Raw genomic sequence first — 11,648 nt, forward strand, 5'->3', positions numbered from 1 at the left:
CTCAGCCAGATACAGCTCGGCCGCGACAGATACCCGGTCGCTGGACTTCAGCCCTCCCGCACCACCAATCCGCTGCCGCGACTTCAGGGCTCCCCGAAGCCGATTCTCAGCCTGACTGGCCGTACGTCCCCACCTCGCGACCGGCCGCGTCCCCCCATCAAGATCCCGAAACTGAGCCCGCGCCTCATACCTACTCGCCCGGCCACCACCGTCCCACGTGACCGCCCGCGACGTGATCTTTCCCCAAGTCCCAACCGGCAACGGTTCCCTCGCCATGCAGACCTCCCGGAACAATAAGAGGTCCGTTCAACGCCCGAGCCGACACGTCTTTGGCGGGCGCCGTCTCGGGCGGATTGGCCCGACGCGTCTGCGCTGAGACTGGGGCCGATGTGAAACTCAGCGACGCCAGGTCGTGAGTTCGCCGTCTGGGCACGCGACGGCGAGCTGGTCGTCTGAGGACCACGCGACATGCTGCGCGCGCCCATGAACAGCTGGAGTGGTCCGCGGATTGCGGTCGGGGTCCCAGATGCAGATCCCCCGCCGAGGTCCTGCTCGCCATCCACCGACGGCGAGTTCGCCCCGCGGAGACCAGGCGAGGCTGTCGACCCGACCATCGAACCTCTCGAGTATCAGCGCGCCCTGACCAAACTCTGGTCTCCACTGTGAGATGACGCAGACTTGACTGCCTCGGCGGTTTGTCTCGCTCCATCCCCAGGCAAGGGTCCCGCTCGTGGACCAGGCTGCGGCGAGCTCACGGTGACTGCTTGGTGATATGAACTGAGCGATCGAGGTACGACGCCGGGAATACCAGAGCGTCAGAACGTTACGCCCGGCCCGATCATGATGTCCAACCGCTATCAGCCCGCCCGATGACCAGGCGACGGTGGTAATCGGCCCCACCTTCATGTCGACCTGCTCCGTGATGAGACCAGTCGCGGGATCCAAGATGATCAGCAACCCGGTGCCCCTGGAGGACCTACATCCCAGCGCAGCCTGACCGTCATCGTTGACGTCAACCGACAACACCTGGTCGACGGCCTCGGGCAGGGCTATCCCCTCAGTAATGCCGTATTGATCTACCTTGATTGCCATCCGGGCATCGACGGTCAGACGCTCACCGACGACAAGCAATTGCTCATTCTTGAGCCAACTCAAGGCCTTCACGACACCGCCGACTTCAAGCGACGTAGTCACGTTCCGCTCGATGTCGTACCAGACAACGTGGTCCGATTGACCGGCACGTGACCACGCGCCCGCGAGAATTCCCTCGCTGCTCCACGAAAGGGCCCGAGGTTTTCCAGGAGTCTCCAGCGAACGAGCACGCCACTCTGCCGAGTCGACACCGTCACCACCAGTCCGATCCGCCACATCCCCACCTCCATCGGCCCGATGTCGGAACAGGATTGGTACGGCCAGTGGGCGTACATCGGATCTTGACGCCGGCGCTTCGTCCGCGACATCGAGGCTCTCAGCAGCGGACACGAGACAACTAAGGCGGTCCTGCCCGCATTGCTCGCCCGCCTGCGCTCATCGGTTCGACTGACCACGGCTGGCCATGCTGCGGTCGATGCCGTAGGCAACACCGCTTCGAACTGAAGGGGAGCGTCACGTCGTACTAGTTGTCGAGTGACTGGTAGGTCGCCCAGCCAGAGCCGGCGGCCGTGACGATGATTGAGGTCTCCTTGATGTCAACAAAGAATCGCCTGTTGAGGCGTTCGCTCAGGTTCGCGGTCGGCGCGTTGATCAGTACGAGCTTCCTTGCCGCAGCTGTCCAACCGGCTTCGGCGACAACGGTCCTCAAGCTGGCGCCTGGAACGTACAGGCTCGACAGCTATTCGGGTCTCACGTTGACGGCTCTCCCGCCGCTTCCGAACGCTACTACTGCCTGGACGGTGGTGCGCCCTGCAGAGTCGCCGCTGCCGGACAGTCAACGCTCGGAGGTGTTTGATGCACCGAAGGGTTCGTACATCTGTAGTTGGGGGGCCAGCCATGGCTTCGCGATCGCATGCCTGGACGTGGTGGATGGCTCCAAGTCGCAGGGGATGTCAGTCGTGGTTCGGCCGTTCACCGGACAGCCGTCACAGCAGTGGACCCTCGAGCAGACGTTCACAACAACCCCTGGTCCCAGTGTGTTGTTCAAGGTACTCAGGAACGTCAACAGCAGGATGGTCATCCAGACATATCCTGCAGCCGGCCACTTTCCGCAACAGATGCCACTCAGTATGGCTATGCGTCAAAAGCAAGAGTGGATTCCGGTGAAGCTGAGCTGATAGCCGTTTCGCCGCAGCGTGAGGGCCTGGACCAAGCAGAGGACCAGCTCGACTGACCCGAACCACCTATCTCTGCGGTGTCTTCATCGGACCGGGGCACGGAAGCCCCGTCGAGGCGGCCAATCCGGAAGCTCACGTCGCCCACGCCTGGCACACCCTCAACGCCTCCAATTGGTGACCATTCCCCCCGAAAGGAATCCTCACAATGTTCCGATCGTTGTTGACGAGATTTGGCCCCATGGTTCTGCTGGCGACTTTGCTGGCTCCGCTTCCGGCTCAGGCGGCTGTACATGCCCCCTCTTCGGCTTCGTCGGCGTTCCCGCCGGCGGCGGGCAATGGTCGCATCATCTTTGAGATGTTGGGTGGGCGCTTCTTCACCATGGCGCCTGACGGGACTGATCTTCAGTGGCTTAATAGCCATTGGGACAGATACAATCCGCGTTGGTCGCCAAACGGCGAACGGATCGTCTTTGGTCGAGCGTCCATCGAAGATGCGCAAGGTGAAAAGCATCAGAATATTGCGACGATGCGGTACGACGGCACTGACGAGCACATCGTCAGTAACTGGAGAGGTTCGAGCCATCCGGCCTGGTCTCCTGATGGACAGCGGATAGCGTTTGAACTTAATCACACGCTCTGGGTGATGCAGGCCGATGGTAGCGGAAAAAGGGCGCTGGCTTCCGGTGTAAGAGGGCCATTCTCATGGTCTCCTGACGGAACGAGGATTTTGCATGAGGCTGCGCTGAGTCACGACTTCGGTGGCGTGTACGTGACGAGCGTCGATGCGGCTGGCACCTTCCTGCTTGACCACGATGGGGGCGAGCCGAGTTGGTCGCCCGACGGGAGCAAGATCGTGTTCTCCACGAACTCTGCCCTTGAGCTGATGAACGCTGACGGATCGAATCAGCATGCAATCCTGGATAATACCTATCTCAATGACGAGTCCAGGCAGCCATCATGGTCGCCGGACGGTAAGACAATTGTTTTCACGGTTCGCAAGAGTCTGTACGAGATATCACCGGAAGGTACCGATCTAGTTCATTTGCCGTTGCCTCCGCTCGAAACTGCAGAATGGCCGGACTGGCAGCGTGTTCCTGTCGCCGATGTGGCTGATGCTGTCGGGTCGGAGGGCAGCGCCGGTGCTCCTGGGCAGGTGAGTTTCCGCGTGGATTTGAGTTTCCGGTCCGCTGTGCCTGGCGTGTTGAAGGTGGCGACGACCGATGAGACTGCACATGTCGGGGCCGATTTTGTGGCGCCGGCGCCGTCGGTTGTGGTGCCGGCTGGGGTCGACCACGTCATGGTTCCGGTGAAGCTGATCGGTAATGGTACGACTGAGCCGGATAAGCGATTCGGGTTTCGGGTGGTCGATGCTTCGATGCTTGGAGTTTCGGATGGCTTCGCAACTGGGCTGATCCAGGATGACGATCCGATTCCAGTGGTTTCGGTCGTGGATGCTGGATTTGCCGAGGATCAGCAGGGCATTGTGACGGTGGCGCTGGATCATCCGGCGTCGTATCCGATCACCGTGGGGCTGGGTAGTGTTGATGGCACGGCAACGGCGCCGGAGGACTACTCGGCTCTGCAGAGGCAGGTAACTTTTCCCGCGGGTTCGGTGAAGGCGACGGTGCCGGTCGAGTTGACTGTCGACGATGTCGTCGAGCCGGATGAGACGTTCACCGTGCGCGTGGTCGACGCTCCAGGAAGTGTGGCAGTGGGCAAGACAGGGACGATCACCATCCTGAACGACGACGCGACCCTGTCTGCTTTGGATGCGGATATCGCTGAAGGGGTACCCGCGACTGCTGCTCTGTCCAAGACGGGCCAGGATGCCCTGCCCGGTCAGGCGCCGCTGCGGTTCTCATTGAAGCTGTCTCTGCCTTTGTCCAAGCCGGTGACGGTTCACTATGCCACCGTCCGTCGGACGGCTGAGCCCGGCGTGGATTACGACCCGGTCGAGGGCATTGCAACCATTCCGGCAGGGCAGCCGCAGACGGTCGTGTCCGTACCGGTGAAGGACGACTCAGTGATGGAACCAGACGAGACGGTCGGTCTGGTGTTGTCGAACCCGCAAAACGCAACGCTCGTGGGTGGTCTCGCAATCGGTACCATCCACGACAACGACTGCCCCACCGAAGGCGGCACCTGTATCTGACGCCAGTGGAGGCCTGCAGTGGCAAGACCCTGCGTAAAGCATGCTGGCAACACAACGGCCCGAGAACAGACCGCGATGTCTGCTCGGGCCTTTGTGTTGTTGTTAGATGCGCTGCCAGGAACTCGAACCGTGAACTCGCTGACCTCCGGCGATGAGCGAAATCTCTTACCCACAAGGGATTCCGAGGTAGCAGCGTACGCGTCGGTTCTCGTCGCTCATCATCGTCTCGCGCTACTTGAGATGCGTAAGAGGTGAGTCAGAGGCTTGCTTGAAACGGCCCACCGCGGTCAGAGCATCGCAGAGCAGTTGTGCACTAGAACCACGCGGCGCATCCGCGAGCAGGTCGAGACCGACGATCCGAGGTCGCCGGCGATTCGCTCCGGCGGGGGAGAGCGCTAGCTGGAGTTTCCCAGGCCGGCGGTGCGGGCTCGGATGATGGCTTCGGGGCGGGTGGCTACCTGGAGTTTGGCGAAGATGCTGGTGATGTGGTTGCCGACTGTTGGCGGGGCCAGGGCGAGGCGGTGGGCGATCGCGGCGTTGCCCAGGCCGGTGGCGATCAGGTCGAGGACCTCGCGTTCGCGCGGCGTCAGCTCGGGGAACGCGGGCTGGTCGGGGTGTGGGCCGGACAGGTAGGCGAGCGCTCGGCGGGCGACCCCTGGACCGAAGATCGCCTCGCCGGCGGCGACCGCGCTGATCGCCCGGATCACGTTGTCCGGCGCGGCGCCCTTCAGTACGTACCCGCGTGCGCCCGCTCGCATCGCGGCGAACACCGACTCGTCGTCGTCGAACATCGTCAGCATCAGCACCGCGACCTCGGGCGCGGCCTTCGCGATCTCACGCGTCGCCTCGATCCCGGTCAGGTCGGGCATCTGGATGTCCATCACCAGCACGTCGGGGCGCAGGGTGACCGCCGAGCGAACGGCTTCGGCGCCGGTGGCGGCAGTGCCGACGAGTTCGAAGCCGGCGTGGGCCGACAGCAACGCGCCCAGGCCTTCGCGGACGATGCCGTGGTCGTCTGCGACCACGATCCTCAGGTTCATCGACGAGCCCCTTCCAACGGCAGTACGACGTCGACCGTGCAACCGGTTCGGTCGTACCGGATCTCGCACCGCCCACCTAGTTCGCTGGCTCGCTCGCTCATCGAGGTCAGCCCGACTCCGGCCTTCCACTCTGGACCCGCGTTCGTCCCGTTGTCGAGGACGCCGAGTCGCAGTACGTCGGTGTCGACACTAAGCCGTACGGCGGCCGTCGTCGCCGTCGAATGCCGGATGACGTTGGTGAGCGCCTCGGTGGCGATCCGGTACGCGGCCACCTCCACCGCGGCGGGCAACTCCGCCAACTTCGCCGGGGCATCCACGGTCACCGTCAGCGCGCCGCCATCACCGCGACGCGACGCCATCGCCGCGTACTCGCGCAAGGCTCCCAGCAGCCCAAGCCCGTCCAACGCAGGCGGCCGAAGCTCATAGACCAGCCGCCGGATCTCCTCCACCGCACCGATCGCCTGGTCCCGCAGTTCGGCGAGCAAGGCCGACGAGCGCTGCGGCTCGGCCTCGATCAATCGCCGAGCCGCGTCGGCGTTCAGCACCACCGCGGTCAGCACCGGTCCCAGCCCGTCATGCAGATCCCGCCGGATCCGCCGCCGCTCCTCCTCCCGCCCGCTGATGATCCGCTCCCTGGAGTCCCGCAGGTCATCAGCCAGCCCGTTGGCCTGTACTGCGACCGCCAACGGTGCCGCGAGCAACGAGAGCACTTGCTCGTCGGCCGCATTCACCCGCGACTCACCCGCGCGCAGCCCCACCACGAGTTCCCCGAACCGGACTTCTCCAGAGCGTAACTCGATCGCATGCCGGGCCGCGGGCAGTTCGCCGTACGCCGAAAGCTGCTTGCCCTCGACAACGATCGCCGCGGCCGGGAAGCGCATCACCCGGCAGAGAGCGGTCAGTACGCCGGGCAACCCCTCGCCCGACCCCATCTGGGCACCAACTTCCGCGATCGCCCGCACCGGATCCCGCCGCGCACCGTAGAACGCGCGATGAATCAGGCGTTGAAGCCAGACCCGGACCGGGTTGAACGCGAGCGCTATCACCAACGTCGCAAGTACCGACGCGTTGCGGTCGAGCAGCGCGATCAGACCGAAGTAGGCGACGACGACCCCACCGACCAGGATCAGATAGAGCAAGGACCGCGACACCACCAGCCGGATGTCGAGCAACTGGTACCGCAGTACGGCGATCGCGATCGCCAACGGAATCAGCAGCAGCGGCAGAACGCCCAGCACCAGCGACTCGGACGGCACCAGGTTCTCCAGCCCGAAGCAGGCCACGATGACCAGCAGCGCGAGCAGCAACCACAGCACCTGGCGGCGGACCTGCTCCGATCCGCTGCGATAACGCAGTACCACCGCCACAAGAGCCGCGACGAAGCTGACCAGCAACCCGGCACTGCTGATCGCGCCGAACACATCAACCGCGGCAAACCCAGTCCAGTGCGGATACCCCGGGATGCCGATCTCGGCCGACAGCCCACCCTTGCGATCCAGGACACCGGTAGCCGTCCACAGCACCGCATTGACCACCAACCCCACGACCAGCCAACGCCAGCGACCCGAAAGCAGGCGTCCGTCGGGGAACAGCACGAGCGTCAGCGGAATGAACAGCGCCAGGGCCGGAGCCCAACCGCCGTTCGTCACCGTCGCAAGAAGCCTCCACCCGACCGTGGGCTCGCCCAGCCAGGCGAGCAGGCTCAGACCGGTCGCGGTCGACGCGTAGCAACAGCCGCCCACCAGCAACGACCAGCCGATCGGGTTTCTCGGCCGGTAGTACGCGATCGGCCACCCGGCGAGAGCCAGACAAAGACCGATGGCTGCGTTGGAGACGACGAACAGGTCGGTCAGTCTGGCCCAGCTCAAGTCGGAGGCAGGCGCAGCCACGGCGGTGACGAGGGCTTCCAGCAGCGCAACGGCGAGCAGGACCGATGCCGCCGTACGGCGTCGGTCGCTCGGCCCGGACTCGCTCATCTGCTCATCATCAGGCCGGTCACCCCTGATCGAGTAGGGGCCTGCCCCCAGATCACCCAGGAACCTTTCTCGCCTGGACCACAGGCCGCGCACCTGCCGGTCGGGGGGAGTCGCGGCCGACGCTGAAGCCAACACATCCACTTCAGCGCTTAGGAGCAAGTCATGTCAGAAACCCAAGTCACCACCCCCGCAAGCAAGAAGGCCGTCCGCCGGCCACGCGATGTCCGCGGCTTCTGGCGGGTGTTGCTCGCCGTGGTCGCACCGCTGCCGATGCTGTTCATGGGCCTCTACTACCTGGTCAGCCCGGTCGGCGGCGATGCGGCCTTCAAAACCACAGTGAACGCGGTCGCGGCCGACCCCGGCCGGTTCGAGCTGATGCAGTGGCTCCAGGTGCCGTTCTTCCTGCTCATCCCCGCGATGTTCGCGGCGGCGTGGGTGTCCCGGCGTACGGCGCCACGACTGGCCACCGCCGGCGGCCTCCTCGCGGTCGGTGGGATGAGCGCCGGCTTCTTCCTGCTGCCCGGCGTGGTGACGCCCGAGTTCCTCACCGTCCACGACGGGCTCGACGCCGGGGTGATGGAGAAATTCGCGGACGTCTACGAGAAGCAGGCGACCGTGCAGATCGGTAGTCTGCTCTTCATCCTCGCCGTCACCTTCGGACTGCTGCTGCTCGGGATCGCCTTGTGGCGCAGCAAGGTCGCGCCGGCCTGGATGGGCATCGCCCTCGCCCTCGGCGGCTTCACCCACCCCTTCATGCCCGGTCACCTCGCCGCCGGCGCCGGCCTAGTCGTCGCCGCTATCGGGTTCGCGGGCGCATCGGTCGCGCTACTCAAATCCTCCAACGACAACTTCGATCTACCGCCGCTGCAGAGGTAGGCGGTGCCGGCTCACCCCGAAGGTCAAATCGATAAGCAAGATCGCCGCGCCTGACCGCGAACTCAGGACTGTCAGACGCTCCGGGTCAGGTCCTCTATCAGGGCGTCGAGGACCTGACCGGTAATACTGCCCGGGATTGCGTCCTCGATCGGCCGGCAGGCCTCCTTGATGGGGCCGAGTGCCGGAGCCGCGAGTAGTCGTCGCATCCACCTAGGACACTCAGGCCGCCGACGGCAGTTGGTCGAGCCATCCGCTGAGCAGGCTGGTCGTGTCGGCGCTGGCCTTGGCCGGATGCGGTCGACGGTCCACAAGTGCGGGCTAGTGCCATCGCCGTACGGCGTCCTCGAGGTTCCAGCCTGTGATCCGAACCATCCGCCCCCAGTCTTACGCCGAGTAGGACTCTAGGTCAGGCCCCGATCGCGACTGTCAGGGCGTTGCTGAAGGTGGACTGGTAGTTGTCGTCGTCGATTGCCTGGATGGCGAAGGTGTGGGTGCCTGGTTCGACGCACTCGTTGACGATGAGGTCGCGGACCGAGACGTTGGTCTGATTAGTGGCGAACACAACGGCGCCGTCGATCGCGAGCTGGTAGTGGACGGGCTTGGTGTGCTGGGAGACGTTCCACGCCAGGCCGGCGACCCGGCCGCCGGTACTCACCGTATGCAGTCCGGTAGGTGCAGATGGAGGCGGCCCGACCCGCGGCTTGGTCTCGAAGGTGAATCCGACAGGTGCGGATCGGTTGCCGTTGGCATCAATGGCCTGGACCGTGGCTCGGTAGGTGGCGCCGGCCTCGAGTCCACCAAATGCCTGAGTGGGCGTGAAGGCGACGGCCTGCTGAGCCGTGCCCTGCAGGCGTACGTCGTACCGCAGCTGGCTGGCTGGGGCGTCCCAAGCCAGCCGAGCCCAGGTGAATGAGACCTCCGACAGGTGAACGTTGGTCGGTGCGTCGACGGTCGCGGCCCGGGCCGGTGTTGTCGTCAGGACCGCAAGGGTGGTTACGGTGAGGAGAGCAGCGAGGATGTGGTGAAGGCGTGCGCGCACAGTGGACCTCCAGTGAGCGGTGCTGGTCAGCAGCAGTACGCACGCAGTGGGTGGTTTGGTTCGCTCCTGGACAGACGACGACGCCGCCGTCGTCCGAGATGGGGAATCTCCGGGGGTGGACGACGGCGGCGTCGGCTTGGTTCAGCCCGGGAACGGATCCACGTGCTGTTGGCCGGTGGTCCCCTAGGCGGGGACGCTCTTGCCGTGTTGGTATCGGTAGTCCAGGTGAACGTAGGCAGCGGTGCATTGGCACGCCGGGTCCATGTCGGCGTCGCACTTGCCCCACTTCAGAGTCGTGTTTGGGTGATCCGAGTGCTGGGCTCGAGCTCGTCCGGTCTTCACCGTGGCTCAGCTCTTGTGGGCGCGTAGTGAGTATGTGACGGGTAGCGCCGCGCCACCGACTGTCAAGGTGTAGTTGCCATCAGCATCTTGGGTCGTGATGCCAGGTCGGGGTTCCTGGTCGGAGAGATGTTCGGTGAGGTGCTGGATGGTGAAGCCGGCGGTTGCCGCCGCCGTGACGATCTCGCCGAGGCCGTGTGGGTAGCTGACTGACGGCTGTGCGATGGGGACGTCGGCATCGGCGTACGTGCCGATCCACTGGTCGAGGTGGGCGGCGCCGCCCTGGACCGGCGTTCCAAACACAAGTGGTGTGGTCGAGTCCAGCGCCAACAGCAGCGGGTGCAGGTCGACCAGCACCAACTTACCGCCCTCCCGGAGCGCCCGGTGAGCTCCAGCAAACCAAGCATCGATATCGGAGATCCAACAAAGGACTCCGTACGACGCGAACACGACATCGAAGCGGCCGTCGAGATCGGCCGGAAGTCGCATCGCGTCGGCTTGCACGAACTCGGCCTCGAGACCCGCGCGCGCCATCAACTCGTGAGCGCGGTCGACGGCAAGTGCGGAGAAGTCCAGCCCGGTCACCCGCGCGCCGCGCCTCGCCCAAGTCAAACTGTCGATACCGAAGTGGCACTGCAGATGCAACAAGTCGAGACCGTAAACCGTACCCACTGCCGCAGCCATCTCGTCCTTCACGATCTGACTCAGCGAACTCTTGCCTGCCAGAAAGCCGTCGATGTCGTAGTACGACGTGGAGTTCTCGGTATGCGCGATCGCGAGCCGATCCCACAACAGCCGATTCCACTGAGTGTGCATGTCGATATTGGTGCTCACCTCGATCAGTACGGATCCTCGTCAGCCAACGGTTCCCGCGCTGGTTCTGCTCCGAGAGACAGTGACAGTGCGACGGAGACGATCAACAGCAGCGTGGAGTAGAGGATCCCGGCGGCAGCCGAAACAACTGCCCACCTGAGCCCGGCCGCTGAGGTCGCCACGACCCGCCCAAAGCTCTGCACCCGCGGTGAGAACGCCTAGCCCAGTCCAGATCGACTCTGGTCCGGCGTTCCGTGCGATGCTGGCGATCGCCGCGACTTCGAGCGCGATGACGGCCGTGATCAGTCCGGCAAGCTGCATCTGAATCTCCTGATCACAGTACGTCGACCCTCCTGGAGTGGTTGTTCCCAGCCCGCTGTGGGTTTCGTCCGCTGTTGGCACCTCCCGGCGCGCGTCAGGTGGTTGTGTGTTCGAGATGTGTGCGGAGGTTCGCCAGGGAGGAATCTATGATCGAGTTTCCGGACAGTTGAATCAGGGGAGTGCAGAGGATCCAGGCGCCTCGGAGGTCGACGTTGAGTAGGTAGCTGACCAGCGTGCGCGTCGCTCCTAGGCTGGAGCATGACCAGGCACCGCTTATCGGCAGTGGTCCGGACTTGTGAGTGAACGACCAAGTGGTGCCTGGAACGAAGGTGTCGACGGTCGAGTATGTGACGAGCCTTCGGCCGGCGACCAGGGCAACCTGTCGGAGTTCTGTTCCGATCTGCATCGGACCAGCCTGAGTTTGGCTGGATTCGAGAACTTCCGAGCGCCAATCCCCTGCGATGGCGAAGCCGCAGAGGCAGTCGAAGACGGCCTGCTTCGGTCGTGCAATGGAGACCATGCGCTCGAAGGTGATTCTCATACGGCTCTACCTGTCCAGTCGCCGTCATCGGATGAGACCGATTCCATCGATACGTCGCCGAGCGGAAGATCAGTTCTCGTGAACGCCCCGCCTTGCAGCACTCGTGATCCGTCCCGGTGGGGCTCTTGCGTACCTGGAGCCGTGCTGAATGTTCCGGGGGCGCGGACCGCAGCGCGTAGCTGTATCGCTAGTGGACCGTTTCTGAAGTTTGGTGACGGTTGGCTTTCTTGAGGATCTGGTCGGGTGTTTGGGTCCAGACGAAGGGATGGCAGCGGTCGTTC

Annotated in this window: 10 protein-coding genes; 3 read left to right on the forward strand and 7 right to left on the reverse strand. The window is 64.2% G+C overall.

The window, feature by feature from the left end:
- Window positions 1-396: 396 nt before the first annotated feature.
- Window positions 397-1,194, reverse strand: a complete 798-nt coding sequence (locus ACWF4Z_RS20355) for a WD40 repeat domain-containing protein (protein WP_452244645.1) — start codon at window positions 1,192-1,194, stop codon at window positions 397-399.
- Window positions 1,195-1,661: 467 nt separating this feature from the next.
- Between ACWF4Z_RS20355 and ACWF4Z_RS20360 the strand changes: the two genes are divergently transcribed.
- On the forward strand, window positions 1,662-2,270 hold the full coding sequence (locus ACWF4Z_RS20360; RefSeq protein ID WP_452244646.1) for an RICIN domain-containing protein: 609 nt from the start codon (window positions 1,662-1,664) through the stop codon (window positions 2,268-2,270).
- A gap of 238 nt (window positions 2,271-2,508) precedes the next feature.
- Window positions 2,509-4,422: a Calx-beta domain-containing protein gene (locus tag ACWF4Z_RS20365; protein WP_452244647.1), complete on the forward strand. Its 1,914-nt coding sequence runs from the start codon at window positions 2,509-2,511 to the stop codon at window positions 4,420-4,422.
- Window positions 4,423-4,817: 395 nt separating this feature from the next.
- Here the strand turns inward: ACWF4Z_RS20365 and ACWF4Z_RS20370 are convergent, their stop codons facing one another.
- Both ACWF4Z_RS20370 and ACWF4Z_RS20375 read right to left on the reverse strand, forming a co-directional pair.
- On the reverse strand, window positions 4,818-5,462 hold the full coding sequence (locus ACWF4Z_RS20370) for a response regulator (protein ID WP_452244648.1): 645 nt from the start codon (window positions 5,460-5,462) through the stop codon (window positions 4,818-4,820).
- On the reverse strand, window positions 5,459-7,438 hold the full coding sequence (locus tag ACWF4Z_RS20375) for a sensor histidine kinase (protein ID WP_452244649.1): 1,980 nt from the start codon (window positions 7,436-7,438) through the stop codon (window positions 5,459-5,461). The genes ACWF4Z_RS20370 and ACWF4Z_RS20375 overlap by 4 nt, the downstream gene beginning before the upstream one ends.
- A 162-nt stretch (window positions 7,439-7,600) precedes the next feature.
- Between ACWF4Z_RS20375 and ACWF4Z_RS20380 the strand changes: the two genes are divergently transcribed.
- On the forward strand, window positions 7,601-8,314 hold the full coding sequence (locus ACWF4Z_RS20380; protein WP_452244650.1) for a hypothetical protein: 714 nt from the start codon (window positions 7,601-7,603) through the stop codon (window positions 8,312-8,314).
- 71 nt (window positions 8,315-8,385) lie between these two features.
- Here ACWF4Z_RS20380 and ACWF4Z_RS20385 read toward each other — a convergent pair whose 3' ends face one another.
- The 4 genes from ACWF4Z_RS20385 to ACWF4Z_RS20400 all read right to left on the reverse strand — a co-directional run bounded on the left by ACWF4Z_RS20385 (window position 8,386) and on the right by ACWF4Z_RS20400 (window position 11,367).
- The gene (locus ACWF4Z_RS20385; protein ID WP_452244651.1) at window positions 8,386-8,520 is read right to left on the reverse strand and encodes a hypothetical protein; all 135 of its coding nucleotides are present in this window, start codon (window positions 8,518-8,520) and stop codon (window positions 8,386-8,388) included.
- A gap of 200 nt (window positions 8,521-8,720) precedes the next feature.
- Entirely contained in the window at window positions 8,721-9,353 is a 633-nt protein-coding gene (locus tag ACWF4Z_RS20390) for a fibronectin type III domain-containing protein (protein ID WP_452244652.1), read from the reverse strand.
- Window positions 9,354-9,701: 348 nt separating this feature from the next.
- Window positions 9,702-10,526: a class I SAM-dependent methyltransferase gene (locus ACWF4Z_RS20395; RefSeq protein ID WP_452244653.1), complete on the reverse strand. Its 825-nt coding sequence runs from the start codon at window positions 10,524-10,526 to the stop codon at window positions 9,702-9,704.
- 394 nt (window positions 10,527-10,920) lie between these two features.
- On the reverse strand, window positions 10,921-11,367 hold the full coding sequence (locus ACWF4Z_RS20400; protein ID WP_452244654.1) for an SRPBCC family protein: 447 nt from the start codon (window positions 11,365-11,367) through the stop codon (window positions 10,921-10,923).
- Between the last annotated feature and the right edge of the window lie 281 nt (window positions 11,368-11,648).

This window comes from Kribbella sp. NPDC055071 (assembly GCF_053608045.1).

Excerpts from the sequence above, each read along its gene's own strand:
- ACWF4Z_RS20385 (WP_452244651.1), bottom strand. The coding sequence starts at position 8,520 with ATGCGACGACTACTCGCGGCTCCGGCACTCGGCCCCATCAAGGAGGCC.
- ACWF4Z_RS20375 (WP_452244649.1), bottom strand. The coding sequence starts at position 7,438 with ATGAGCGAGTCCGGGCCGAGCGACCGACGCCGTACGGCGGCATCGGTC.
- ACWF4Z_RS20380 (WP_452244650.1), top strand. The coding sequence starts at position 7,601 with ATGTCAGAAACCCAAGTCACCACCCCCGCAAGCAAGAAGGCCGTCCGC.
- ACWF4Z_RS20370 (WP_452244648.1), bottom strand. The coding sequence starts at position 5,462 with ATGAACCTGAGGATCGTGGTCGCAGACGACCACGGCATCGTCCGCGAA.
- ACWF4Z_RS20365 (WP_452244647.1), top strand. The coding sequence starts at position 2,509 with ATGGTTCTGCTGGCGACTTTGCTGGCTCCGCTTCCGGCTCAGGCGGCT.
- ACWF4Z_RS20400 (WP_452244654.1), bottom strand. The coding sequence starts at position 11,367 with ATGAGAATCACCTTCGAGCGCATGGTCTCCATTGCACGACCGAAGCAG.